Here is a 24,412-nt window from a genome sequence, read left to right on the forward strand (position 1 = left end):
GTACATCGTGAAGCAAAGCATTTGTGGGGCCCTCTTTCTCCCGGAACAGCGGCTTGGAATGGCCGAACTTCTGGATAATGACCGGCTCGCGCAAAAGATTAAAGCGTGGCCGGAAGGCTCGCCGTTGCTGCTCGAAGAGGCAGAGTACCAGAAGATACGCGCCGCATTTGAAGCGCACCGTGGGTATACCGAACATGACGTTGAGCTGGTCCGCCGAATCATGAACGCGCCCGAAGTGGCGGTAACAAAAGCGGCCGGCCCATAAAATGGCGTACCTCGTGCAGGGAGATATCGAATCCTCAGCCGGGGGTTGGGGGTATCAGGACTTCAAGTACGGCGGTCAGAAAATGACCTCCGCACAGTGGACTCTTTTCTGTGCCGATCTCATCAATTCCATTACCGCTGCGATCAACTCGTACTGCAAGGTCACCTCATTCGAACAGACGACGTACACTGAGTACCATAATGGCCGGGGGGCCTCTGCCGAACTCGGAGAATATCTTCCCCGGGATCGGATGTTTCTCATGCGGGAACAACCCGTGATTTCTGTAACATCAGTATCGGAAAATACCGCATCTGAAACCAGTGCCCCGTCATGGACGGCCCGGATTCAGCGGGCGGCCGGCATCGCGGCAAACTCGGCCGATTATGCGGTTCTTCAACGCGGTACTATGACATACATTAATTTCTTCCAGAATGTGCCGATGCTTGGCAGTAACAATGTGCAAATCATATACGTTGCCGGGTATGCAGCCGCTTCCGCAGAACTTGATGCGATCCGGATGATTGCGCAGCAGATCGTATCAAATTACCTTGCCAAGTACCGTGCCCTGCAGGAAGCAAGCGCCGCCCGGACGATCGGTACGAAGGAATCCGCGGACATGTTCAAGGTCCAGGTATCAGATGTGATGACACCCGATATCCGGAGCCAGCTTGACAATTTCAAGCGTATGCGCTGCATGGGTAGCGCGTGGAGGTAAAAATTGGCAGAATCGGACCATGACATCCTAATAGAGGTAAGATCCGACCTGAAAAACCTTATTGAGTCTCAAAAAAAGCTCGAAAAGGTTGTGTATGGGGAGGACGGACAAGGCGGCCTTTGTGGCTCGGTACAAACGGTGAAAAACCAGCAAAGCCGTTGGATCGGGCGTGACGGAGCGATTCTTGTACTTGTTCCGATTGCCATCTCCATTCTCGCAGTCTGGTTAGGCAAGGTGTTGTAATGAACGACCGGAAGGTACTGCAGGAAGTTGTTGACGGGACCGCGAACATCGAGGAGCTGCAAAGCCGGATCCTTGACGTTTTCATGGGCGAGATCCAGGCCGAAGTTGTCAAAGGCACACCGGTCGACACCGGGTACATGCGCCAGCACTGGCACGAGCGCCGGATCGGCACCAAACAGATCGAGTTCTCCAACAACACCGCGTACCTTCCGTTCCACATCACCGGGACCGGTCTCTATGGCCCAAGGCATCAGATGATTTGCGCGAAAGGGATGAGCAAGAAAAATCCCCGGCATCTTCACGTCATGGCGTGGAAGCCCCGGGGTGGCGGGGATATGATTTTCCGGAGATGCACTCGCGGAATTCGCCCGAATCCCTTCATCGAGAATGGGATCGAGGCCGGGATTGCAAATGCGTGTGAAGCGGTAATGCAGATGTTCAGGAGCGCCGATCATGTCATCCAGTGACCAGATCAATGCGATTGTTGACGCGATAATCTCCCGTGTCAATGACAATGCAGAGGCGCTCGGGGGGCTTATCTCCGTTACAGAACGTGATGAGGAGCCCGCGTACATCGAGCCGCTCACATCCTATGTAATTCCGTTCGTTGAAGGGCGGGATACGATCGGCATCTATGCCAATGGCGAGGAGCACTCTTACCCGGTTCACATCGTAGCGTTTTACAAGTACCCGGATCTGGCAACCGGCCTGCGCCCCGTGCGAAACTGGGGGCTGGCTGCGCTGGACCTGTTCACCCGCACAAACGCTACCATCACGACAACGTCTGCACTGGGGATCCCATGCGGGGCGGAAACTGCCAGCGCTACGCTCGAAATCGGGTACTGGCGTAATGGCGATTATGTCATGCACTTCTGGACACTTGGCCTGCAAGTAAAACAGATCATTTAAGGAGGGAAAATGTCAGCAGTAGCAACACCGGACACATTTTTCGGAAACCGCGGGGTCATCACGATCGATGGCGCATCCCCTGTCGCGGTATTCAAAGGCATTGAGATTACACCAAAATACGACGTGGCAAAACTCTACGGAGGCGGATCAATCCTCCGGCAGGATCTGGCCCGGCACACGTTCCGGGTAGAGGTCAAGATCAAGGCTGCGAAGTTCGACACGATCGTGGGAACCTCGTTCATGTACTCGATCCTGAACCCTACAACAAACGACGGCACTGTGCTGGATACCAACGCCGTGAAAACGTTTACGGTGGTGGCAACAGCGACCGGGGCACTCGGGACTATCTGTAAGCAGACGGTAACCGGCGTGTACTTCGAATCGATCCCCATGGGCCTGCCGGAAAACGACTGGTGGACTCCGGAGTTCAGCGGCGAAGGTTCGACCTGCGTCTTTGCGAATTCGTGAGGAGGTGAAAAAAGATGGTACTCGATCCCGAAAAAGAGTTTGCAGCCCGCGAAGAATTCGAGAAAGAACAGGCGGCCAAATATCAGGGAATGGAAAGCCTGATCCGGGCGTCCGGAGAGAAGTTCCTTGTGCTGGAACACAACGGAGTAAAGATCCGGATCCGGACCGCACTTCCTCCCTCAATCAAGCGCGAAATTCTGAAATTTATCCGGAAATACAAAGGAATCGACCTCGAAAAAGTCAAGCGCGGCGATGTGGATATTGCCAACCTGCCGGAAGGATTCATCGAAGACAATACCTCCCACATCTACCGGGGGCTCGCGTCCATCTGTCTCGATGCCCCATATAATGAGCCCGGCGCGTGGGAGTACTACGACAACCAGACCGGAGAGGCCCAACTGATCTTTGAAGAAGCCCAGACCCTGATGGAGGAAGCGCACCAGACTGCGATCTCCTTTCTCAAGAAGCGAGCGGGGACAGGCGATAGTTGAACTCTGCCTCGCGCTCGGGAAAAAACCTTCAGAACTTGGTACCGACGCAATCGAAGAGTTGTTCCTTGTGAACGGGATAGTCGAACGGCAAAAGAGGGTAAATGGCGGAAACCAACTACAACGTTAAAATTCTTGTCGACGTTCAGGGCAAGAAGGTCATGGACGGGCTGGCAAAAGCCGGCGGGTACGGGACCGGAGGATCAACCGCACCCAAGCAGAAATCACTTACGGGCGGTATTGCATCCGCTCAGGAAAACCTGATGAAGGGGGACATCGGCTCAGTGTTTTCCACGCTCACGAAATCGGTTACCGGTCTGGCGGCAGTGATCGGTGTCGGTGTCGGTGTCCTTCTTATGGCATTCTCAAACTCAAAGATCCTCACGACCCTCTTTAGCACCGTGGGCCGGCTGCTTGGGTACCTTGTCGATATCATCCTCCTGCCCCTGATGCCATTCCTCATTCAGGGTATCCGATGGCTGTACCAAATGGTTATTGCGTTTAAAAATTTCACCAAAAACCTGTCGCTCGAATCAATTCTGAAATTCGGGATTAATCTTGCATTGCTGACAAACCCGATCACGTGGCTGGTCGGATTGCTGATGTGGGCAACCGGTAACGGCACGATAAAATCTACGCTCTCGTTTACATTCGCGCTCCTCGAAGGCGTTGGGGGCTGGCTCTGGTCCCTGGTACAATGGGCGTTTACTGGCGCGGGGAAACTGGTGAATTCCCTGGTGGATCTTACGATTAACATTGGTTCTGCAATTGTTGGGGCATTGGCAAGCGCCGCGTCATTTGCCCTGACTTTATTGCAGTACATGTTCGGGATCGGAGCCGGGCCCTCCCTTACCACGCTCACGCTCGATCTCGTGGCAAATGCGGTCGGCTGGGTATGGGACTTCCTCAAATCTCTATGGTCGGCCGGCAAATCCACTTACAATATTGCAGCCGGCGCGCTCGGGCTTCCCAGTCTGGATTCTGGTGGCACTGTCGCACAAACCGGTGTCGCAGTGGTTCATAAAGGAGAGACGTACAGCGGAGTGAACAGTTCCGGCACAGCTGCCAACTCCGGTGGGAATTCCTATACGTTCCAGATGACCGGATCGTTCAAATCGGAGACGGAAATGTTCAACAAATTTATGGAACTGATGCGGCAGAAAGGATTGACGAAGGTAACCCCATGACTTACGCCTGCACCCTTGCAAATCAGGCCGGTGCCGTTTCCGTAAATTTCGACAAGACCTATAATGAGGGAAGCGGCCCGCAATACTCGTATGTGAACGATGTCGCGGTACTGGAGGCCCCTGCAGATTCCAGTGGGAACACGCAGGCTTCTGCGATGGATCTAAAATACACACAGGAGACCATCATTATCCAGGGGCAATTTAAAGACGGCCTCGGTGCGGCGGATTGGACAACCCCGGGATCAACCAACTTTGAAAAGCTCCTGAAACTGGCCAAAACCGAGATCCTGCCGCTTGTACTCACATGGCCGACCACAAAAACATGGTATTGTATCGTTACCCGCCTGAACATGAACGAGCAGGGCGGCCATGGCAATACCATCACCTATGATATCTCATTGAGGATCGTGGCGAATTCATGACGCTTACTGTTGATTTTGATGCGCTACCCCGGACCTTTTACATGCCGGCTGGTGGATCGGTGAAAGTGCGGTTTGTCGACAAATCTTCAACGACGAGCGGGTATGTAGATTCGTGGGCATGGTCTTTCGGAGACACTGGTACTGCATCCACTCAGAATCCATCGCATACATACACGGCGGCAGGTATCTATGACGTATCGCTAACGTGTACTGCATCTACGGGTGCCGGAACTATTACAACCACAAAAACTGCATGGATTGTAATCCAAGCCGGTACATTCACTCCCCCCTCTCAAGCATCGGCATACCGGAACATCTCGCTTTTTGTCTACGAACGCTCAAGCGAAACCTCGCCGAAATCGACCTGCATCTGCCGGACAAAGACCGGGGCCTGTAATCTCTATTATCAGGATCTGACAATCAATGGTGCAATCACCAAAGCAGGAAAGGCCACATTCAAAATCGTGAATTCCGGATCCGCAACGGCAAATGAAATTGATTTGTTTGAATCAGGTATTGTCGGCCGGTACAAGAACATCGCCATCGTCGCCGGGTATGACGTGATCTGGTCCGGTAAAATCACTAAGGCGGACAAGGAGCTAAAAAGCCAGCCGGGAACATCACCCCAAAAATCTGTGTACACCTGCGAGGCATATTCTGATATCCGGAAACTGTCTGACTGGAACGTGATCTCCGGTAACAGGGGAACGCAGACGCAGACGCCCGGCCGGCTCACGGCGCTGATCCTTGCCACGAACAGCGGGGAGCCGGACTTTATAGGTACCCGGGGGGGATTCATTGATTATGGCGGGGCAAAAATCTCCCAGACCCTTTCCGATATCGACAAATTATCGGCGTTCACCACTCTCACAGGTGCCACGGATTACGATTGGCGTACCCGGATGGAGACAAAACTTTTCCAGTATGCGACGTTCAATGGCACGAACGCAGTAACAATCACGAGCGCGGGTCTTACCGCATCGGAACTCGTCGGGAACTGGTTGCTTTTCCCCACGGAAAATTATCTGAATTCCGGTGTATCTGCGCCGAATTATACCGGGATCCTGGCGTGGGGGATTATTACTGCGAACACCACGACTACGATTACCGCGACGCTTGCCGGGGCCTCAACAATTCCGACTGCAACGGATAACTGCCTCGTGGTGCAGATCCCGCGCCTGGATTTCTCATCCGATCTCACCGAAATCACCCCAGTACGATCATTTACGAATAATGTAAACCTCATAAAATTTGCAAATTCTGATAACAAAGACGATCTTTTTACGAAAATTACCGAAAAGGGGACCGCCTCATTCTCCTCCCCGGTCGAGGGCACAGCGGCATCCGGTACAGATTCTACGATATCCGTAAGTCTTGCTGCAAAAGATGCGTGGGATTCAACGAAAGGATTCTTTGAAAATTCGACGCATGTCACCCACAAAACAGAGGGTTATGTATACTCTTATGCAGTGAGTGCAACCGCAATAGTGCTTATTGGACAAGGGTATGCAATCCAGGTTGGCGACACATTTTTTGTGTACGGGGTAAAATCGACAAACGCCACACAGATTTACGGAGCAAAAACAGTTACGGCAGTTACCACTCAGACACAGTCCGACGGCACACTTACCACCACCATTGCATTTTCTTCAGGATATCTGGATACTATTACTTTAATGAAGTACAGTGTATTTTTATTGACACGGGTGTATGTAGCGGACAATACCGTAATCTCTACCGGGACTGATCATTATATAGGTATTGAAAAAAGAACTTTTCGCGATATTGGGGACGATGAGAATTACGGACCGAGCGTCAGCATCAACAGCGCCGGGGATATTGGGGTCGGATCAACAAAAATTATCCCCCATCTCCCCGGATGCCTGATCTCTCAAACGCAATACACAGAAACCGGCCCACAAACCGGATCCCCGGTACAGGTCAATGGGATTATTGCGAAAACTGTCACTGCCAGCACCTCGACAACATATGGGGATCTCGAGGTCTCCGCGACATCGGCGCTGATTCAGGGGAGTACATATTACCAAAAGTCCACCGCCACAGTCAGTTATTATCAATGGACGGCAAACCAGGTCCGGGATGGCGTACAGCTCACTAAGCCGGCATTCATTCGCGAAGGTCAGCGGATTTCAGTGGTGCCCTCTACCGGCGCGACAGCAATCGAGAGGCAGGTTGTCGAATGGACCCTAGATGCTGCAGCTATGACTATCTCTCTCACTCTTGGGGATTACGTAAAAGATGTCTGGAATTACCTGGATCGAAACACTGCCGCGACACAAAAAAGTTTAATATAAGGAAAACAATTTCTTTTCAATGGGCGATTTTAGGAACTCGTGGGATTACCAGATTGTTTTCCCGTTTGTTCAGGGGTTGCTTATCCGCCGCGTATGGCCGCCCCTAATATCAATTACTGCGATTTGTGACGCCGCAGCCGGCGCCCCGGAACTCTCCAGCCGCCGGATCCTTAGGCTCGAACAGGACGTTGCCCGGGCCCTGAACGATTGCGGGTACTGTCGTATTTCTGCAAAGGGCGGGGGGTTTATCCGGATATTTCCGGGGATTCAGATGATCCCGGATCCCGGGCAATTCCGGGAAATATCTGCAATTTGTTTTTCTGACTGAAAAAAGAATTAATGCTGGGTTATAATTGAATACGAAGTGATATTGAAATCCCGTTCATAATCCCCGGGAGTTCCCACAGTGAGCCTATCCTCTTTGGCCATGTCGTAATAATCAGTAGCGTGGATAGTGTGCCCCGAATAAGCATACACCGTCACATTGACCGGTTGCGTTTTCTCGTATGCGATCCCTGCCGAATATCCGGTGCTGTTCCCTGCGAGATATCCGATAGCACCCCCGATAAGGAGAGCAATCAGAATCCCGGCAATAACAATCTGCATTTTCTTTTCAATCATTGTTTCCAATCTCCTTTATTTGCGGCTCGTAGCCACTGTATAGTATACTGTGCAGGAATATATACTTTTTGGGGGCTTAACGGACGCACATCGGAGCGTGCGCAGCCCGGCGGTATCCCGGGTCTGGTTTCAGGAAAAGAGAGAGCTGGCGCTGCCCGCCAAACTCCTTGTGCCGGATCTGCTGTTTTACGACCCTGACAATTCTGCCGATCTTCATATGCATTATATTTATCTCATCTTATATTTAATTTGTAGGGTGACCTAAATTACAAAGAGGAAGATATATAAACCTGCACAGTGTATAGGTAAGTGTGCAGTGAAGCACGAGACAAAAATGGAGATGAAAGAAATGCAAACAATTAACCTAAAAATTGAGCGCGGAGTGAAAACCGGCAAAAAGTACTGCAACGTGACTGTCGACGAGAAAACAGCAGGGTCGAACATGTCGCGCGAGCTCACGAGGACAACAGATGAAGATGGCGCGGGGGTGTTCTGCGGGGCGACGGACAGCAACGGAAGAATCCGTTTCCAGTACGGCGAACTGACCGAGGATATCCCGGCGAACTCGATCCACTACGATGTAGATAATATCGAGAGCATCACGGCAGAGATCACAGCCCGGATACGCGCGGTGCGCGCTTGGGTTGCATCGTGCGATCACAGTGAGGTACTCACTAGTACTATTGCGATTGACTGAGACGGTGAAAATTAATGCAGGAAAAAGACATCAGCATTGTATCAAGCGGCGGGCCCTACGCGGCCCTGCGGCTTACTCTTCCGGCCGAATCGTGCCGGAGGAAAGGGATCGTGCGCGGTACAAAAATGACTGTGAGAGAGACCAAAACCGGGTTTGTGGTGGTGAAGAAGGAATGACCTCATTGATGATCGATGCAGACACGGATCGAGCCGCCCGGGATATCCAAGGCGCGGCGGCTGCTATTGAGAGCACGGTGTTCCGGGATGCGGAACCGTTCGATGCCAAGAAAGCGGTCACGGATGTGATCGCATCATGACTGATATTGCTATCCTCCGGATCTCGGCCTACTCGCTCGTGAAGAACGAGGGAACGGGCCAGTACGAATACAAGGAGAATATAGATTTCGACGGCCATGTCGAGATCGATGGCGATCTCGGCTGGGTAAAGTTTGCGGCCGGCATCCGGGCAACCGGACATATCTGGTCCGAGGCAGGCTCGGGTATCAAGGCAGGCTCGGGTATCAAGGCAGGCGAGGGTATCGAGGCAGGCTCGGGTATCAAGGCAGGCGAGGGTATCGAGGCAGGCTGGGGTATCAAGGCAGGCTCGGGTATCAAGGCAGGCGAGGGTATCGAGGCAGGCTCGGGTATCAAGGCAGGCTCGGGTATCAAGGCAGGCTGGGGTATCGAGGCAGGCTGGGGTATCGAGGCAGGCGAGGGTATCGAGGCAGGCTCGGGTATCAAGGCAGGCTCGGGTATCAAGGCAGGCTGGGGTATCGAGGCAGGCGAGGGTATCGAGGCAGGCTCGGGTATCAAGGCAGGCTCGGGTATCAAGGCAGGCTGGGGTATCAAGGCAGGCGAGGGTATCATCACGTGGTACCGGGGCGGCATTGCAGCGAAATGGATCATTGCCCTGCGTGTCGCAGTAGGATTTCACCTGAAAAACGACGAAATCCAAATCATAAAAGCAGACCTGCGGGAAAGTACTCCCGTAATCCTTGGCAACGTGGAGGCATCATGATGTCAGATTCCCCCGTGGCAAACGAGATCCGGGCCTTGATCTATAAGATGCGCCCGCACAATCTGCGCCCTATGATTACGGAGGAACCGGTACCGGCCCGACAGTATGAACCCGGGCCGTGTGCGGCAATCCTTGGGCGGAAGGTGCACCGATGACAGATACAACTTGTGCCCACAGACCGGCATTCATGCACCGATCAATCCCTCCGACATGCCCGCAGGAATGCCCGTCGTGCCATACGGAGGTATCGCAAAAGACTAAAATCTGCCCGGGTTGCGGGTATGATCTAAAACCGGTGCCCTACGAGTGGGCGCCCGGGGCATATGCATATCCGGATTACCCGGAGTTCCGGGGGTGCCGGTGATGACCAGAAAGTGCCCCGGGAAGTGGCCCTGGTCTTGCATCAAATGCCCGGAATATCTGAAAAAGCATTGCAAAGAAAGAGCGGCGGCGGTGCCGAAATGACATCAACCGTTATCGGCAAGTTCGATTACGAAGGCGACGAGGCCCGCATTGAGGGAGACTCAGTAACTTCCCGTAAGATGATCGCGAAGGTTGCCGCGTTCCTGAAAGCCCGGCCTCTCAAAGGAAAGAACGTCGTGGCACAGATCATTGAGAAAGGCGACAAGGCGGGATGGATTGAGCACGTTCAGGAAGTACCCCTTGAGAGCGACACGGGGTACCGGTCAAAGTGCAATCAGGGAGTTGAGACGACGGTAACCGGAACGTTCAAAGGAATCAACAAATTCAACCAGATCGGAATCGAGGACCGGAAGGGCATTCATACGATAGGGGTCAGCCCGGAACTCCTCGCCCGTGAAAAAGAAAATTTCGGCACCAATGTCGGATTCCAGGCCACAGTTGTAATAACCGGTCAGGTTGCCACGGACATCAAGTGGACCGGCCCCGGCCCGCAGCAACACGCACCGACTGCCAAAGAGATCCTTGAGAAGAATATCAAAGATGCTGCCCCAGCTCAGCCCAAACAGGAAACCTGCACGTCTCCTGCGGCTGCGGCGCCGGTCCAGAAAGCGGAAGAGCTAAAGAAAGATGAATGGGGGGAGGAGTTCAAGCGATTTAAGGATCTTCTCTCATCGGTCAAGAGAGACGGGATCCCCGAATTTCTCCAGTACCTGATCGACAAAACGGATTTCTTTGTTGCTCCATCATCGACAAAATACCACGACGCACGCGAGGGGGGTCTCCTGCATCACTCCCTGACGGTCTATGACAACCTCACGGCACTCTCAAAGATCTATACCGTTGACATTCCGGAAGAGTCGCGGATCCTCATAAGTCTCTTACACGACGTATGCAAGACGAAATTCTACCGCCTTGAAAAGAAGCAACTGCCCCGCAAAAATGAGAACGGGGATCTGGTCTATGACGATTTTGGCCGGAAGATCTGGGATGAAACGCTCGTATGGACGATTGATGATCAGTTCCCGTGTGGTCATGGAGAGAAATCGACAATACTGATTCTTCAGCACGGTGTTAAACTCACCGATGAAGAGATCATGGCGATCCGCTGGCACATGATGGCATACGACGATGTGAAGAACTCATACGCGGGGAATCTGGCGATCACGAACGCCTCGGATAGGTATCGTCTTATCCCGCTGGTTCACATGGCGGATCTCGCGGCCTCGTTCCTTGAGATGAGAGAGCCGGAGCCGGCTGGGGGTGCATAATGGCGTGGGAAGACAAGCACCCCTCCGTTTTAGAGCTGGAGGGAGTAACCGCTGACAACGATTGCCGCGCCTCAGTCGAACGCCTGCGCCCGTTCATGATGCTCAAACCAACCGTCTCAATCGATGGGGATATGTGGTGTTGCCTATACGGGGAGAATCTCCAGGGCGGCGTCGCAGGATTTGGGAAATCTCCGGATCTCGCATCCCGTGATTTTGATCGAGCCTGGTATGAGCAATTATCTGGAGGTGCATAATGCTAGAAGAAAACAATCCGGTAATTTGTATCGTAATTGAAGACACAGATCACAAGCAAGAGGTTTTCGCGGAGGGAAGGATCGGCGGTATCCGCGTGTATCCCGCATGCCAATCACACGAAGGAAGTCCGGCACTGTCCTTGAAACCGGAAGAACTCAACGAAGCCGTGCAGATGCGGATGAACCGCGAAAACGATAAATTATCGTTTAGGGGTCAGATGGCTCTTGCCGAGAGAGATGCAGAGATCATCGCATTACGGAAGCGTTGTGAAGATAACCGGGAACTCGCAGCAACGCATGTTAAAATGATTGAGGAGAAGAGCGCGAAGATCACCCGCCTCAATGAAGAGGTAGTACGTTCGGAAGAACGTATGATGGCCGAGGGAATGCAATTCGAAGATCGGATCGCGGAACTTGAAAAGTTGTGCGACATGCAGCGAGCAAACCTTGACGCACAGGGGAATGCGCTGCGAGAGGCGCGGGAAAAAGGAGAACGCGCATTGGATCAATTGCACGAGTTGCACGATCAAATTGCAAACGGGTTATCTCACGAAGAGACTATGGGCAGTATAGAAGAATGTATAGATACCATAGCACCGGGGACAAGTCAAATCATTCATTCTAATCAGCCGGCACAGAAAGCACCTGAGCCGGAACTTTTCATTTGCCCGGAAGCGCGTGTATGTAAACCGAGCACCTGCTTCCATAATCAACCCCACACACATGGCTCTGGGTGTATGCGACCATCAGATTCAAAATGTCATGTCTGTTCTGATTGCATTCCAGTCAAAAAACCAGTCCCGCAACCAAGTCCAGTACCTACAAGTGGCACGGCTCCGGAAGGTGCGATGGCTGATCCTGAAAGACCATCTCCGCCCGGGGATACAATCCGTGATATTATGGAAGAGCAGGGGATATCCCGATTCAAACTAGCGCGGATGCTGGAAATTTCAGATAGCCACGTGCTCGCTCTATTTGAGGGTCGATTCCTGATAGACAATGATATGGCCTGCCGCCTCTCTGAAAAACTCGGTTCAACACCGGATTTCTGGGAGAAGCGAGAGAAGCAATACCGGGATAATCTTAAGGAATATCAGTCCACCGTGGGTATTTTAAAAGATCCGGATTGCACGGATAACTTCGCAGATCACACCTATCCCGGCACGGCAAAGGACCTCGGCGATCTTACTCTGCGACTTGACAACGCAGAGTCCAGCATCCAGCACCACAACGCCCGCCTCCATGAGGTAGAGCAGCGACAGGGCCGGGACCGGGCAGAGCTCATGGAGATTATCCGATGCCTTCAAGGAGAGGTCCACAACAATCGGGAACAGATCGAACCGCTGTATGATACCAAGTACCCGGCAGCGACGCGGCTCTACGATCTAGAGCGAGGCATGAAAGCACTACAGGGTGAGATCCGCAATGAAATTTATCAAACCCCACAAAGGCGGATACCTCATGGTAATGGGAAGCGGCCGCGTTATGCAATTCGATGAGGCCCAGCTCAAAGTTATGAGCATGGCGTATGACGAGATCCGTTTTGTCAGAGAAGAGTCCCGCAGATCCTTTTCCTTGACGGACGAGTCAATGGAGAAACTTTTGGCCGGAATAAAAGAACGCCGTATGCACAAGGAAGATGATTACTAATATGACAAACGAACTTATCAACCTATTTGAAGGTCACGATATTCGCGTGCTTGAAAAAGACGGGGAAATATGGTTCCCGATCTACGATCTCTCGAAAGCATGGGGGATCGATGACAGTACCATATTCAAGCAGATCGAACGCCATCCAGACGATTTCTCTGGTTGCGTTTCAGACGTTGACAATTTGTCAACGGGGGTGATAAAATGCGTGAACGAACCCGGACTATACGCGGTCCTCTCTATATCCAGCGTGAAGAATGTGAAGAATCCCGGGGCAAAAGAATTGATTAAGACGTTCCGTGCCAACGCCCCAAAAGCCATTCAACAGTTGCGGAAAAAGGAGATCGCTCCGGTCGGGCCGGGATCACAAGAGCTGGACGAGGTAGTTGCCTACGATCTCATCGAAGCCAAACAGATCGCAGAGTTGACCGGTACCGATCCCAAGGTGATGCAGGCCGCCGCGTTAAGGAAACTCGGATACTCCGAACTCGCCGATGTGCTGGACCCCCCCGGGCCCGCGTACGTTCACGGGGAAACCGGCTGGTACAATCCATCGGGACTTGTAGAGCTCTGCGACGATCCTGATCTTACCGCGGAACGATTGAACCATTATCTTGCCAACTATCGTGAGGATGGGCAATGGCGGCCGTTCCAGGTGCGCGAAGGTAAGGTTTGGAGACTCACGCCGCGAGGCACGAAACACGGCCGGGAATATCCGTTCAATCTCGGAAACGGGCATTCAGAACCACGCATATCGTGGCGGGAATCGATTCTGTACGCGAGCGGACTAAAGCGGCAGGCAGCATTACCGGAGAGGGTGTGATCATGGAACCGTGTGAAGATCCAAACGATCCCGGAAACGATCCAAAATATCACACCGGGAAAAAGTGCGTTGAACCCGGATGCAACCATCCGGCCGGTACCGCATGGTCGCCGTACTGGTGCCAAAAACACAACGCCGAAAGATTGAATGGGATCGGCGCCTCCTTTGAGGGAATGCTTGCAAAATTCAAGAAGGTGTGATCATGAAGAACTGCCCGCTGTGCGGTCATGAATTGGAAAACAGCGTACTGGATGTTATCTGGTGGCACTACAACACCAAAAAATTTCAGATTTGTGTCGGGTTGCGTCCAATCTACTTTAGGCGATTTGACCCCTACCACGATTCACGAGGTCTGATATTCTCATGGTGTCTCGGGCTCGGGGTAATCGAGTTTCTCCATTGGTGCCCTGAAAAAGTACGAAAGGAATTTTTTAAATCGAAAGAGGCGCAGTAAACATGCCCCGCCAAAAATCCCTTCCCGCATGGGGGGATAGCGTACACCACCAGGGCCATGTATCTCGGTTGGAATCCACGAAACGGAAAGCGATGATCCGGAAAGGGGAGATAGAGCCGGTCAAGTACACGATGACCGTGGATGAAGCAGCAAAAGTGTTGGTGATTTGAACGCCAGACTTAAACCCGGTCATCCTCGCCCGGCTCGAAAACATCCGCACCTGGTGCCGGCATCCCCGGTGCATCGCAGCCAGAAAAGCTCAGGTAGAGAAGCATCCGAAATGTTCCCGATGCGGCCGGCCCGCGACACTGGTACTTCATGAGAGCCCCGGGGATTATCGGCACGGTTTCGTTCACTATGTCGAGTTGATCGAGAAAGGCGAGCGTCCAACCGGGTGTAATGCGTGCAACAAAGCAGAGCGTGCCGGGAAAAGGCCCTGCCCCTCTTGCGTGGAGAAATACGCGGCGGACTCTTCTATCAAGATCCACTATATTACTCAGTCAGAAGAGATCTGCCATTATTGCCAACCGGGATACAATCCAGAATCTGCGAAGATTAACAAAGAGAACCGGAACCGGAACCGGAATGCCCTCAATAAGGTCAGGTACGATCGTGCGCATCCGTTTAAGAAAGCGATTGTGGGCGGGGAGTGGGTCGTAATCAGACGATAATCCCCCCCTTTTTTTAATACTTTTATGTGACTATAGATACTTATTTATACCAATACGACTAATAAGATAGTATACAACAATTGGAGAGATGACAGATGACAGGAACCAAAGAGGGGGGACGAAAAAGGATGGTAAATGAGGGTGAGCGCCTACACGCATTACAAGAAAAGAACCAGTGTGCCTCCTGTAAGCACGGCCATACATTGAGGATTCATATTCTTACAGGCCATAGAAATTGTGGCACAGGAAGACATGCGCCATCAGGAAAATGTTCAGACTTTGAAAGAAAACGAAAATATATTATTACCGACGACGATCTAGATAAGATCGAATCTTTCACCCGCGAAGAAAACGGCGCATTCAAGTTTTATGAATGGAAAAACGAACTCAAATCTATAAAAGAGTGAAATATGGTAAAAGTAAAAATTCTCCCCTCGTTGCGAGCGCCGATTCTCGATCAAACGCCAGAAGCCAAATACCTTCAGACGATGGCTATAATATCAAAAAATATTCACGAAACGCCTATAGAAAAATGCGTGTGTTCGTTTTCTGGGGGAAAAGATAGCACCTTGGTACTCTGGTTAATCCGGCACGCGCTAGAACAACAGAACAAAGATCCATCGAGCATTAAAGTGATGTTCAATAATACCGGCGTTGAATACGGGCAAACAATAACTTTTATTCGAGAACTTACAGAGCTTTGGAACCTCGACATTATAGAGAATCGCCCGGAAAAGACGTTCTTTCAATGCGTAAAGGCGTATGGATGGCCCCGCCCAAAGAGCAGCAGGAAAACAGATCCGGGGAAAAAGAACAAATCCCCAGAGTGCTGCAAGTGGCTTAAAGAAAAACCCGGGAACAAGGCGTTAAAAGAGGGAAAATTCACGACCTGTTTTATGGGGATAACCGCGATGGAATCCCATCAAAGACAGATGCGTGCAGTCACTCATGGCACCTGTTACACCACAATAAAAGACAGTATTAAAAAAGTTCATCCGATTCTATATTGGACAGAACAAGAAATATGGGATTTCATAAAGGAGAACAATATCCCTTGGAACCCGGTTTACAAATTGGTTGATCGGTGCGGATGCGGACCCTGCACGGCATACAAACTTTGGAAGAAAAACCTTCAAGCGGTGGATGAAAAAATGTACAGATTTGTAATGAGGAAACAAGGCCAGGAGTTAATATCATGATCGAAAAACGTCTTACAGTAGAGGAAACCGCGCAGGCCCTGGGTGTGCAGCCCAGGGTCGTGCGGCGGCGAATAAACGCCGGCACCATCAAGGCGACCAAATATCCGGGCCGGTCTGGGGGAGAGTACCGAATCACGGAAACAGATCTGCAAGAATATATTGATTCTATGGGACTGAAAAGATGAGCGATGACGACAAAACATTCACGTGCTGCGTATGCGGCGCACATCTCCCGGTCCTGAAGAATCGGCAGGAGTATCTCGATAGGCACTGTGCCTGCGTGCTACCGGATCGAAGTATGCGGTATTTTTGCCCTGGCACACGCCATACTTCCCAGGAAATCGATGAAGCCATACACGGTCTCCCCTCTTTTACGACTGGGTCGGTTCTAAAAAATAAGCAGAAATTGATTTAATGCCATTTTTTAATATCACATTTGCCATTTTTAGATACCTCGATTATTTTGTATAGAGGTATCTATAGGTACCGTTTTGGTACCCATGGATACCGCGTTATCGACGTAAACAGTAAGAGGTATCCAGGATACCTCTCACTTTCATGAATTGCACCAAAAACTCTCCAAAAAATAGAACAGATAAAAACTCTCTTGATACGGTATTAGAAATTAATGGTATATATAATTATACCAACACAAAACATGGTTCGAATCTTGAAACAGGCGCGATTAAAGAAAACAAGAGGTATCTAGGATACCTCTCATATTTTACGGGGTGGATGAGGTATCTATAGGTACCATTTTTGGTACCCATGGATACCTACAAATACAAAACAGAAATATTTAATAACAAATAGATATACAGATACCGGTATGGAATGCAAAGAATGCCACTCCAAAAACGTATCAAAAGCGGGAACGCAGATGACAAAGAAGTTCGGAAGACTTCAGAGGTACCAATGCCAGGATTGCGGGCACATCTTTTTGATGCCGATGGATTCGACAACGAAGTAGTGAGGGATCCCGGTGCCCCGCCAACGACCCAAACGGGTCAAGGATGCGCAGAAGGTCCATATCCTCATTGAACGGCCCCTCCTTGATGAAATCGATAAATCCGGTATGTCCCGGGCAGATTTCATACGATGCGGGGCAAGATTCTATTTGGAAAAGGTTAATCCAAAAAACATTACCTCGATCGGGATGAGGTACAAAACCGGGTTACGGAAGATTGCAGAAGGCACCGAAATCCTGAAAACGTGTCGATCCGACATGGAAAAAATCGGATTACCGAGAGAAAAAATAGAGGAATATGAGGAAAAATGGAGTGCTGAAAATGTTACAGATTAAGGAAACAGAACTAAAGCGATTGATGGAGATCCAGCCATGACAGAACAGCCGAAGAAAACCCGCCCCTGCAAGCGATGCTTGGGCGGGGGAAGGATATCTTACGAAACCCGTATGGGGAAGATCACAGATAGGCCGTGCAGCGTGTGCGGAGGAACCGGGAGAGTACCAAGATGACAGAACCTCCGAAGGAATACATCATCACGGAAGATCAGATACAAAAACTGCGTTGGAATTGTGGGTCCGCATCTCCCGCCATGACCGATCTAGAATCAGAGATTCGTTCCCGCCCGGTCAGCACCCTGCCGGAGGAGGCCGCGCCGGAACCGGTAAAACGGGGCGGTAGAATCCACACATGCAAGACACTTACACAAGAAGGAAACTGTGATTGTACCGAATCAATGCATTACGCCAAACACTGTGGATATTCGGACAAATGGAAACAACAGAAAAGTTGCCCCCACTTCAAAGAGATTCCCGATTACAAACTGGAGGAGCGCGACGCCGCGATAGAGCGTGCAGCCCGGGAGAAAGTGCTGATCGAGATCCTTGCATTTGTAGACGCCGGGGAAATATCTCTCCCAGATGAAGAAAGCGAGGAATCAAACGATTACGTGTTCTCTGGTGAGCTTCGAGCAAAGATCGACTCTCTCCAGCATCCTACCACATTAGCTCCCACCAAAGAAACCATCGAAACCAACATCGCCGAACTAAAAAAGTTAGATGCCGAATTCCAGGAGAACGCAGCAAAAGTGATCACCAACATGGGGAACACCAACAAATGACAACACCGCGCAAAAATCCCCGTGTAAAATATTCCGGCACCGCCCCGGCGCATTGTCCAAAGAAACGGGACCGGTTGATCCTCACGCTCATCGAAAGGCGAAAACAAGGTATAAAGAGTATCAACACCGCAGAGCTGGCGAAGACCCTAAATTATTCCAACGCTGGCGGGCTCTCAAAGATCATGATCGGGATCAACGGCGTGCGGTGGATCGCTGACAGGACGTTTATTTTCACAGGTGGTGAAATTTCCGGATGACAAACGTCGTTGAAAAGAACAAAACCGGCCTGTATTTCTGCGATATGAAAGTATGTGGCAAACATTATCATTCGACGCACCACACCGGGGCGGGCCGGAAGATCCAGCGCGGATATCATAAGCCGGTGACGCCATGACAGCAGGCCGCACCAAAAGGGAAGTGGAGGAACGGAAGCTACGGATTGCGGATTTCAAATGGAAAGTCTACCCTCTCCTAACAAACGAGTGGCAGCATATCAGCAAGTTCCAGGGCCAGATCGTATCCCCACTGTCGCGCGATATTATCCGGAAGTGGGTAAGCGCCGCGCTGGAAGAATTGAAACGCGAAGGAAGAGTTGAGTCGATGCGGGACGGCAATTTTCCGGGACTCTATTGGAGGAAACGAGAATGATAAGTACAACAGATCTTACAATCGCCAATATCATTGCGCACGATAAGGGAATACCCGGGCTCGTTCTTACATTCTACTGCGAGAACTGCGGCGGCAGGCTTTTCCGGGTCATCGACTCGAAAGAGAAAATGGGTAGTAGGAACGAAGACGTAATTATTGAAAAAACATTTTTCCTCAAATGTCAACGATGCGGATCGGAGCAATGCGAGCACACCTTGACGATTGTGCCGAGCTGGTCCGGCCCATGTATCGACCGTGATGCGTTGCCAATTTGGGAGGGCGAATAATCGTGAAAGTATCGGAACTTATAAAATTGCTGGAAGATTACGAAATCGAAACAGGAGGGGTGCATGAAAAATGAACTGGCCGCGGCGCAAACAGGGAGATCCCCGGATCCTGGCACAGAAAACCCCGATAGAGATTGACGGCAAGATCCATAACTTCCCCTCAAAGCTCGAAGCGGGCCGTTACCTCGAATTAAAGCGGATGCTGGACGCAGGGATTGTTAAGAGCATTGAATTACAACCCACATATGAATTACAACCAGCATACCGGAAGTGCTGCGGCCTGATTCGCGGGGCAGCGAGCCGGAAGAAAAAAGATATGCTGTGCCCGATCTGTGGCAAGAAAAGCCCTGTTGAAAACTCCCTTGTGTACCGGCCCGATTTTAAAGTTACGTATTCAGACGGTCATGTGGAGATCGAAGAGGTCAAAGGATTTGAGCAGGAAGTGTGGAAAATCAAACGAAAGATCTTCGAGTACCAAAATCCCGGGATCACGCTTAAGATCATTAAGGCGGTAAGAAGATGAGCAAAGTCCCAAGAGAATACGAATGCCCCGTCTGCCACGGTTCTGGAGAGATGTGCGATCACCCAGAATACGACGAGGACCAATGCCCTGCCGGTCTCGACGAATGCGATTATCCCTGCACTCACATCATTGACTGCACATATTGCAAAGGAGAGGGAATGGTAACGTTTGCGAAGATGGAACGGCACGTACGCAAAACCTCCAAAATAACATGGGGGAAACAGCCAAAAGAGGCGAAATAATGACCTATAACCGATCATCAAAAATTTTCAAGGTGACAAGAAGATGATCCCGTTCCCGGATAAGAAATATCAAGTGATCTATGCAGATCCGGCATGGCAATACCGGAACAAAAATACCGGGGGCCACGCAAACACAATTCTTGGTTGTGCAAAAAGTGGAGCCGCACAAAAATACGATGTTATGAGTACAGAAGAAATCTGTGCTCTTCCGGTGCCCTCAATATCTTCCAGGAATTGTGTTCTTTTTCTGTGGGCTACAACCCCCCTTCTGCCAGACGCATTCAAAGTAATGGATGCATGGGGGTTCGAATACAAGACGGCAATCTACTGGAGAAAGATTATGTCCCTTGGCATGGGGTTCTGGTTCCGAGGGCAGGTCGAAGTTTGTTTATTTGGGATCAAAGGGAATGTGCCCGCGTTCCATTGCCAGCATCCAAATTTCCTTCAGACAAAGGCCGGCCCCCACTCGCGGAAACCAAAAGAACTCTTTGATATCATAGGGCCATGCATAGAAAAGATGACCCCGAAAATAGAACTTTTTGCCCGGCAGCGGATCGAAGGTTGGGATTGTTGGGGAAACCAGATACCCGATGAAGAACAAAAATTATTAAAAACCGGGGTATTGATATGATCGCAGAAGGCCAACAGGACATAGCAGAGAACCCGGATAACCCGGCCGTGGTGCCTCCAAGAGCATTGCGCTCATCAGAACTCGTGGAACTCAAGATCCTTGCCAGAACCGCAAAGGAGAGTGTTTCCGCACTTTGGGCCGATCTTGAATCGTTGGATGTGGTGGAAACGTTTGACGACACCCAATCGCGGGTGGACGATACCGGCCGTCTCTGCGATGAGATCATAACGCACTGTACGGAGGAATTGTGGAAGGTAGATCTGCCAAAGAAAAAGAAGGTACCTAAATGATATCCCCCGTCGATTACCCGTGCAACTTCCTTGACCACAATACTGGCGGATGTCTCCTGCGCGAGAGAAAAGAACGATCCGGGTGCAAGCATCGGATAACAAAAGAGGGAGAACCGGATATGTGCCGTATGGTGCCGGATGCCGGGGAACAAAATAAAGGGGCGTGAATAACATGGGATATCCCGATATCTTCTGGGACAAAAAAACAACGTTCTCGTGTACTGATTGCGGATATGTGATGACCGAAGAAGACCACGGGAACGTGAAAAAGAAGTTCTGTCCGGTACATGAAACCGAAATGAATTTCTTCACGTGCCCGCAATGTGGAAAAGAAGCAATAGTGCTGTGGTGAAGGAAATGGGATGCACAAAACCATATAACCAACCGTGTCCATTTGGGTCAATCGGATGTCAGGGGTGCGGGTGGTGGGTTAACAACGGCATTGTAACCGCGTCGCCTGTGTATTACCCCGCAACACCCGGGCAGTCCAAGACCATCGATCAATTTACAATGGATGAACTCCTTGATGAGATCAGGCGGCGCATGAAATGACCTCAATTTACGATACTTATGGAGAGCACGCCCGGGAAGAACTCAAAACCAACTTTGACACGATCTCGATAGAACGGGACATTGGGTGGGGCAAGCGGGACGCAAAGGAGATCCAGCAGTTCCTTGAAGCGGCCGAGGCCCAGCTTGCCGTTATCGCTCAAACGAAGTTCAAACGGTACATCAAGGTCCAGAAAGGCAAGGATTGTTACCTTAATAAAGTGGATTTCGAGGTATCGGTGTACCGCGTGCCGCAAGTCCCGGGCAATGAATTCCTGAAGATATATGAAACGGGAGACGGTCGCCGGTTTGTCGGGAACGACTGGAAAAAGGATTTCCTCGAATATGTCCGGGCGATGATTGCGAAGCATCCCGATGCGGTATTGGTGGGGAACGCGGTTGAAATGATCAAGCCCGTGAAGGAGGTTGTGCAGATTTGACGAAAATTATTTTCGGGATTGACGTCCCGTATCAATCCCGAGAAATAGATTTCGAAGCAACGGATGCCAAAAGGAAGGAACTGGAAAAAACCAAAGAGTTTGTACCTTTTACGGAGTGCCGAGTTATGCGCCCCATCATCCGGAGAAAGGATCTATTTTTTGAACTCTGCGATATCTGCGGATCCGGAATTCCCCTGGGTCGGGTCTCACGCGGTCTTACTACGTGCCGTCCAGCTTGCAACGCGAAGAAATGGGATGCAAAGAATGGGTTGGTTATTGAAAAGGAACGGAATGCCTGCGGCGTCCGGCCCGCTTCATTCTGGCAGACAATATCGTATGAATGTTTCAAGCGCGATAATTTCACCTGTCAGAATCCAAACTGCAAGAAAGATAGCAAGCAGCTCAGAAAGGACGCAGAATCCGAGAGGATGATAGACGGCAAATACAACACGAAATACCGGCCGTCGGATTACATACTGAACTGCCATCACATCAAACCGATCAAGGATGGGGGGAATAACCGACTCGAAAACCTCATCACGCTGTGCGGGAAATGCCACAAGGCCGAGCATTCCCATGTGAGAAATATAGCGAGAAAACATAAGCCGCTGGTGGTTGAATGACTGGGAAATCCGAACTCTTCCGGAAGAATCCCGACGGCAGCGGCCGGCGTCTCCTGCGTGAGAGGGGGGAGAAGATGGGATGCAAATACCGGATCACAACAGAGGGATGCCCGGATATGTGTGGTATGGGTGTAAAATGAGCACCTGCACTCACTGCGGCCGGGAAATCACCATCTGGGAGACCGTGGACTATCCGGCAAGCTGGATCAAGCAGCACCCGGAACTCAAAGGGATGTGCCTGCAATGCTATCAGGACTGGTGTTTGGGGTACAAAAATCCCGACAGAAAGGTATAAATTAGTACCCTCTCTAAATATCATCTGTTAAATCCCGCTAAAAAAGGGCGGCAGTAAAAAAGGAAGTTTGTCATGACAGATTTTGAATTTCCCGGAGAACTCCGGCCGGCGCCAGCGGGCGTCTCGCTGGCAATCACTGAAATATGGAACAAAGGCCTGATCGGGGCATGGGACGGATCCAGTCTCACCGACCCGCATGAAGACATGCCGGTAATCGAGATCCACCGGTCGAAACTCCACGATCTCGCGGCAATCGAAGGTGAGCAGCGCGTGAACTTCACTGCCGTTGCAAACCTCGAAAAGCTCAGCGATGCGGCAGCACTGTCGATCGCGGTCGCATTTGACCCGGCGAACCACAAGAACGCCCCCCTCCTGTTCCAGACAAATCTCAAGAGCGCCCCCGTTGTCGAGGCATCATACCGCACGGACATTCTCCCCCGGTACCCATACCTCTACGAAAACAAGGACGAGTACGAACTCTGGTTCTTGATCCAGCTCAGGGACCGTACAACTACCTGGCAGTACTACCAGGGCGACTTCCAGGAATTCAGCGAATTCCCGAGGATCGGTCCGATGGCGATCAAGAAAGTCCTCGTACGGTTTGTGGAGTGATCAGGAATGGCACTCTACAAGCCAAAGAACGTCCCGACCGTCGACGCCATAGACGGCCCGGGCGGCACCAAGGTCTTTGTGAAAGACGACAAGGTTGTCAGCCTGCCGAATGCAGAGTTTGACACCCTGTACGAAAAGGCGTGATCATGGCTGAGACCGTGATCACTCCTATCTCAGGATCTGCCCCCGTGACTTCATCAACGACCGCAACCGCCATCTCAATCCCGGCCTCTCACTGGGAAGGCGACACCTGGGTCGAGTATTTCTTTGATGCCGACGGGAAAATCAAAGAGTATCGCGTCGCCCGGAAATGGTGCGAGAAGTACCCCTCCCTCTTCGGCCCCTGTGCAGAAGATCCCGATGAAGGAAATGGTGAGGTGGAACTCGATGATCCGATATCCCGCCTCCTCAACAAGTTCACTGGCGCCGGCGGGACTTTCAGCACCTGGACCGAGCGCCACGCCTTCATCATCCTTGCCTCAATCGGGTACAACGATGTCGAATCGTCAGCTGATGTGCCCCCGGTTCCCCGCTTCTTCCTGACCGAGACTCAGTACTGCTTCTCCGGTCTTGCATTTGGCCGGGCCGCAAAGAAACTGGAAGACTCTGACTCGTTCAAGGGCCTGATCGCGAACAAGAAAGTGGTCGCCGTCGTTGCCGCTGCCTTCACAGCCGGGGGCGCCATGCTTCCCTCGATCGTTCAGGCTGCTCTGAAATTCGCAGGAATCGGCGGCTAATCATGACCCCCGGGCGGACCGTGCTGGCAATCTCCGGGATCGTGCTCCTGGTCATCGCGGCCTGCCTGCTCTACATCAAAGGAATAGCACCATGAACACACTCACCCCCCTCCCCCCTTGCTCGTTGGAGTATCTCACGCGGTCCGTTCCGTGCGGGGGAATTTCCCTGTCAGCGCGATCACTCCCGCTGCGGGGAATAACGGCCGCTAAGCTACCCTTCCCGGTTCACAGTTCCGGACGGCGGCCATTCCTGCCATAGGAACAAACATTAATTGCCTGTATCGCATGTGAACACTCGAAATTCCCTGGACATCATCACGCACGTTCCACATTTGCACGCCTCTCTCATCTCAGATAGCGG

At 51.3% G+C, this 24,412-nt stretch carries 44 protein-coding genes; 41 read left to right on the forward strand and 3 right to left on the reverse strand.

The window, feature by feature from the left end; genetic code table 11:
* The 10 genes from WCX19_RS12100 to WCX19_RS12145 all read left to right on the forward strand — a co-directional run.
* Positions 1-265, forward strand: a 265-nt coding sequence (locus WCX19_RS12100; protein WP_373008472.1) for a hypothetical protein, incomplete at its 5' end; no start/stop codon positions are given.
* Positions 266-347: 82 nt separating this feature from the next.
* Positions 348-980 carry a hypothetical protein gene (locus WCX19_RS12105; RefSeq protein WP_373008474.1) on the forward strand — a complete coding sequence of 211 codons (633 nt, stop codon included), beginning with the start codon at positions 348-350 and terminating at the stop codon, positions 978-980.
* A gap of 3 nt (positions 981-983) precedes the next feature.
* Entirely contained in the window at positions 984-1,223 is a 240-nt protein-coding gene (locus tag WCX19_RS12110) for a hypothetical protein (protein ID WP_373008476.1), read from the forward strand.
* Positions 1,223-1,690 carry an HK97 gp10 family phage protein gene (locus WCX19_RS12115; RefSeq protein WP_373008478.1) on the forward strand — a complete coding sequence of 156 codons (468 nt, stop codon included), beginning with the start codon at positions 1,223-1,225 and terminating at the stop codon, positions 1,688-1,690. The genes WCX19_RS12110 and WCX19_RS12115 overlap by 1 nt, the downstream gene beginning before the upstream one ends.
* A complete protein-coding gene (locus tag WCX19_RS12120; protein WP_373008480.1) occupies positions 1,677-2,132 on the forward strand; it encodes a hypothetical protein in 456 nt (151 codons plus the stop codon). The genes WCX19_RS12115 and WCX19_RS12120 overlap by 14 nt, the downstream gene beginning before the upstream one ends.
* Before the next feature lie 9 nt (positions 2,133-2,141).
* Complete coding sequence (locus tag WCX19_RS12125; protein ID WP_373008482.1) at positions 2,142-2,600, forward strand: hypothetical protein; 459 nt, start codon at positions 2,142-2,144, stop codon at positions 2,598-2,600.
* A 14-nt stretch (positions 2,601-2,614) separates the two neighbouring features.
* The gene (locus WCX19_RS12130; protein WP_373008484.1) at positions 2,615-3,091 is read left to right on the forward strand and encodes a hypothetical protein; all 477 of its coding nucleotides are present in this window, start codon (positions 2,615-2,617) and stop codon (positions 3,089-3,091) included.
* 101 nt (positions 3,092-3,192) lie between these two features.
* Positions 3,193-4,275, forward strand: coding sequence for a hypothetical protein (locus WCX19_RS12135; RefSeq protein ID WP_373008486.1), 1,083 nt, complete (start codon positions 3,193-3,195; stop codon positions 4,273-4,275).
* The gene (locus tag WCX19_RS12140; RefSeq protein ID WP_373008488.1) at positions 4,272-4,697 is read left to right on the forward strand and encodes a hypothetical protein; all 426 of its coding nucleotides are present in this window, start codon (positions 4,272-4,274) and stop codon (positions 4,695-4,697) included. Before WCX19_RS12135 ends, WCX19_RS12140 begins: the two co-directional genes overlap by 4 nt.
* On the forward strand, positions 4,694-7,012 hold the full coding sequence (locus WCX19_RS12145; protein WP_373008490.1) for a PKD domain-containing protein: 2,319 nt from the start codon (positions 4,694-4,696) through the stop codon (positions 7,010-7,012). Before WCX19_RS12140 ends, WCX19_RS12145 begins: the two co-directional genes overlap by 4 nt.
* A 336-nt stretch (positions 7,013-7,348) precedes the next feature.
* On the opposite strand, the gene WCX19_RS12150 is transcribed toward WCX19_RS12145, so the two are convergent.
* A complete protein-coding gene (locus WCX19_RS12150; protein WP_373008492.1) occupies positions 7,349-7,633 on the reverse strand; it encodes a hypothetical protein in 285 nt (94 codons plus the stop codon).
* A gap of 76 nt (positions 7,634-7,709) precedes the next feature.
* Positions 7,710-7,850, reverse strand: a complete 141-nt coding sequence (locus WCX19_RS12155; protein WP_373008494.1) for a hypothetical protein — start codon at positions 7,848-7,850, stop codon at positions 7,710-7,712.
* A 132-nt stretch (positions 7,851-7,982) separates the two neighbouring features.
* Here WCX19_RS12155 and WCX19_RS12160 point away from each other — a divergent pair, with 132 nt between their 5' ends.
* The 11 genes from WCX19_RS12160 (at position 7,983) to WCX19_RS12210 (ending at position 13,965) form a co-directional block, all read left to right on the forward strand.
* Positions 7,983-8,330: a hypothetical protein gene (locus tag WCX19_RS12160; protein WP_373008496.1), complete on the forward strand. Its 348-nt coding sequence runs from the start codon at positions 7,983-7,985 to the stop codon at positions 8,328-8,330.
* A gap of 14 nt (positions 8,331-8,344) precedes the next feature.
* Positions 8,345-8,506, forward strand: coding sequence for a hypothetical protein (locus WCX19_RS12165; protein ID WP_373008498.1), 162 nt, complete (start codon positions 8,345-8,347; stop codon positions 8,504-8,506).
* Positions 8,503-8,646: a hypothetical protein gene (locus WCX19_RS12170; protein ID WP_373008500.1), complete on the forward strand. Its 144-nt coding sequence runs from the start codon at positions 8,503-8,505 to the stop codon at positions 8,644-8,646. Before WCX19_RS12165 ends, WCX19_RS12170 begins: the two co-directional genes overlap by 4 nt.
* Entirely contained in the window at positions 8,643-9,347 is a 705-nt protein-coding gene (locus WCX19_RS12175; protein ID WP_373008502.1) for a hypothetical protein, read from the forward strand. The genes WCX19_RS12170 and WCX19_RS12175 overlap by 4 nt, the downstream gene beginning before the upstream one ends.
* 187 nt (positions 9,348-9,534) lie before the next feature.
* The gene (locus WCX19_RS12180; protein WP_373008594.1) at positions 9,535-9,711 is read left to right on the forward strand and encodes a zinc-ribbon domain-containing protein; all 177 of its coding nucleotides are present in this window, start codon (positions 9,535-9,537) and stop codon (positions 9,709-9,711) included.
* 97 nt (positions 9,712-9,808) lie between these two features.
* Positions 9,809-11,038, forward strand: a complete 1,230-nt coding sequence (locus WCX19_RS12185; RefSeq protein WP_373008504.1) for a hypothetical protein — start codon at positions 9,809-9,811, stop codon at positions 11,036-11,038.
* On the forward strand, positions 11,038-11,292 hold the full coding sequence (locus tag WCX19_RS12190; RefSeq protein ID WP_373008506.1) for a hypothetical protein: 255 nt from the start codon (positions 11,038-11,040) through the stop codon (positions 11,290-11,292). The genes WCX19_RS12185 and WCX19_RS12190 overlap by 1 nt, the downstream gene beginning before the upstream one ends.
* Positions 11,292-12,791 carry a transcriptional regulator gene (locus tag WCX19_RS12195; protein ID WP_373008508.1) on the forward strand — a complete coding sequence of 500 codons (1,500 nt, stop codon included), beginning with the start codon at positions 11,292-11,294 and terminating at the stop codon, positions 12,789-12,791. The genes WCX19_RS12190 and WCX19_RS12195 overlap by 1 nt, the downstream gene beginning before the upstream one ends.
* Positions 12,778-12,942, forward strand: coding sequence for a hypothetical protein (locus WCX19_RS12200; RefSeq protein WP_373008510.1), 165 nt, complete (start codon positions 12,778-12,780; stop codon positions 12,940-12,942). The genes WCX19_RS12195 and WCX19_RS12200 overlap by 14 nt, the downstream gene beginning before the upstream one ends.
* Before the next feature lies 1 nt (position 12,943).
* Complete coding sequence (locus tag WCX19_RS12205) at positions 12,944-13,765, forward strand: hypothetical protein (protein WP_373008512.1); 822 nt, start codon at positions 12,944-12,946, stop codon at positions 13,763-13,765.
* Positions 13,766-13,767: 2 nt separating this feature from the next.
* Positions 13,768-13,965, forward strand: a complete 198-nt coding sequence (locus tag WCX19_RS12210) for a hypothetical protein (RefSeq protein ID WP_373008514.1) — start codon at positions 13,768-13,770, stop codon at positions 13,963-13,965.
* A gap of 433 nt (positions 13,966-14,398) precedes the next feature.
* Here WCX19_RS12210 and WCX19_RS12215 read toward each other — a convergent pair whose 3' ends face one another.
* Positions 14,399-14,707: a hypothetical protein gene (locus tag WCX19_RS12215; RefSeq protein ID WP_373008516.1), complete on the reverse strand. Its 309-nt coding sequence runs from the start codon at positions 14,705-14,707 to the stop codon at positions 14,399-14,401.
* Positions 14,708-14,985: 278 nt separating this feature from the next.
* Between WCX19_RS12215 and WCX19_RS12220 the strand changes: the two genes are divergently transcribed.
* From WCX19_RS12220 to WCX19_RS12315, 20 genes are all read left to right on the forward strand, one after another.
* Positions 14,986-15,297, forward strand: coding sequence for a hypothetical protein (locus WCX19_RS12220; RefSeq protein WP_373008518.1), 312 nt, complete (start codon positions 14,986-14,988; stop codon positions 15,295-15,297).
* 3 nt (positions 15,298-15,300) lie between these two features.
* On the forward strand, positions 15,301-16,089 hold the full coding sequence (locus tag WCX19_RS12225) for a phosphoadenosine phosphosulfate reductase family protein (protein WP_373008520.1): 789 nt from the start codon (positions 15,301-15,303) through the stop codon (positions 16,087-16,089).
* Positions 16,086-16,274 (forward strand): helix-turn-helix domain-containing protein, encoded by a 189-nt coding sequence (locus WCX19_RS12230; protein WP_373008522.1) that lies wholly within the window; start codon positions 16,086-16,088, stop codon positions 16,272-16,274. The genes WCX19_RS12225 and WCX19_RS12230 overlap by 4 nt, the downstream gene beginning before the upstream one ends.
* A gap of 890 nt (positions 16,275-17,164) precedes the next feature.
* A complete protein-coding gene (locus WCX19_RS12235; protein ID WP_373008524.1) occupies positions 17,165-17,392 on the forward strand; it encodes a hypothetical protein in 228 nt (75 codons plus the stop codon).
* A gap of 170 nt (positions 17,393-17,562) precedes the next feature.
* Positions 17,563-18,174, forward strand: coding sequence for a hypothetical protein (locus WCX19_RS12240; RefSeq protein WP_373008526.1), 612 nt, complete (start codon positions 17,563-17,565; stop codon positions 18,172-18,174).
* Complete coding sequence (locus WCX19_RS12245) at positions 18,171-18,431, forward strand: hypothetical protein (protein WP_373008528.1); 261 nt, start codon at positions 18,171-18,173, stop codon at positions 18,429-18,431. The genes WCX19_RS12240 and WCX19_RS12245 overlap by 4 nt, the downstream gene beginning before the upstream one ends.
* Complete coding sequence (locus WCX19_RS12250) at positions 18,428-18,568, forward strand: hypothetical protein (protein ID WP_373008530.1); 141 nt, start codon at positions 18,428-18,430, stop codon at positions 18,566-18,568. Before WCX19_RS12245 ends, WCX19_RS12250 begins: the two co-directional genes overlap by 4 nt.
* Positions 18,565-18,822, forward strand: a complete 258-nt coding sequence (locus WCX19_RS12255; RefSeq protein ID WP_373008532.1) for a hypothetical protein — start codon at positions 18,565-18,567, stop codon at positions 18,820-18,822. Before WCX19_RS12250 ends, WCX19_RS12255 begins: the two co-directional genes overlap by 4 nt.
* Positions 18,819-19,109 (forward strand): hypothetical protein, encoded by a 291-nt coding sequence (locus WCX19_RS12260; protein ID WP_373008534.1) that lies wholly within the window; start codon positions 18,819-18,821, stop codon positions 19,107-19,109. The genes WCX19_RS12255 and WCX19_RS12260 overlap by 4 nt, the downstream gene beginning before the upstream one ends.
* 70 nt (positions 19,110-19,179) lie before the next feature.
* Positions 19,180-19,632 (forward strand): DUF1064 domain-containing protein, encoded by a 453-nt coding sequence (locus tag WCX19_RS12265; protein ID WP_373008536.1) that lies wholly within the window; start codon positions 19,180-19,182, stop codon positions 19,630-19,632.
* 285 nt (positions 19,633-19,917) lie between these two features.
* Complete coding sequence (locus tag WCX19_RS12270; RefSeq protein ID WP_373008538.1) at positions 19,918-20,505, forward strand: MT-A70 family methyltransferase; 588 nt, start codon at positions 19,918-19,920, stop codon at positions 20,503-20,505.
* Positions 20,502-20,795 (forward strand): hypothetical protein, encoded by a 294-nt coding sequence (locus tag WCX19_RS12275; protein ID WP_373008540.1) that lies wholly within the window; start codon positions 20,502-20,504, stop codon positions 20,793-20,795. The genes WCX19_RS12270 and WCX19_RS12275 overlap by 4 nt, the downstream gene beginning before the upstream one ends.
* Positions 20,792-20,962: a hypothetical protein gene (locus WCX19_RS12280; protein WP_373008542.1), complete on the forward strand. Its 171-nt coding sequence runs from the start codon at positions 20,792-20,794 to the stop codon at positions 20,960-20,962. The genes WCX19_RS12275 and WCX19_RS12280 overlap by 4 nt, the downstream gene beginning before the upstream one ends.
* 381 nt (positions 20,963-21,343) lie before the next feature.
* The gene (locus WCX19_RS12285) at positions 21,344-21,784 is read left to right on the forward strand and encodes a hypothetical protein (protein ID WP_373008544.1); all 441 of its coding nucleotides are present in this window, start codon (positions 21,344-21,346) and stop codon (positions 21,782-21,784) included.
* A 125-nt stretch (positions 21,785-21,909) separates the two neighbouring features.
* Positions 21,910-22,407, forward strand: a complete 498-nt coding sequence (locus tag WCX19_RS12290) for an HNH endonuclease (RefSeq protein ID WP_373008546.1) — start codon at positions 21,910-21,912, stop codon at positions 22,405-22,407.
* Entirely contained in the window at positions 22,404-22,547 is a 144-nt protein-coding gene (locus tag WCX19_RS12295; RefSeq protein WP_373008548.1) for a hypothetical protein, read from the forward strand. The genes WCX19_RS12290 and WCX19_RS12295 overlap by 4 nt, the downstream gene beginning before the upstream one ends.
* Complete coding sequence (locus WCX19_RS12300; protein ID WP_373008550.1) at positions 22,544-22,702, forward strand: hypothetical protein; 159 nt, start codon at positions 22,544-22,546, stop codon at positions 22,700-22,702. The genes WCX19_RS12295 and WCX19_RS12300 overlap by 4 nt, the downstream gene beginning before the upstream one ends.
* 72 nt (positions 22,703-22,774) lie before the next feature.
* Entirely contained in the window at positions 22,775-23,314 is a 540-nt protein-coding gene (locus WCX19_RS12305; RefSeq protein WP_373008552.1) for a hypothetical protein, read from the forward strand.
* Between the two features lie 6 nt (positions 23,315-23,320).
* On the forward strand, positions 23,321-23,458 hold the full coding sequence (locus WCX19_RS12310; RefSeq protein ID WP_373008554.1) for a hypothetical protein: 138 nt from the start codon (positions 23,321-23,323) through the stop codon (positions 23,456-23,458).
* Between the two features lie 2 nt (positions 23,459-23,460).
* Positions 23,461-24,051 carry a hypothetical protein gene (locus tag WCX19_RS12315; protein ID WP_373008556.1) on the forward strand — a complete coding sequence of 197 codons (591 nt, stop codon included), beginning with the start codon at positions 23,461-23,463 and terminating at the stop codon, positions 24,049-24,051.
* The last annotated feature ends 361 nt before the right edge of the window (positions 24,052-24,412 follow it).

Origin of the sequence: Methanoregula sp., from assembly GCF_041663825.1 — an archaeon.
Taxonomy (GTDB): domain Archaea; phylum Halobacteriota; class Methanomicrobia; order Methanomicrobiales; family Methanospirillaceae; genus Methanoregula.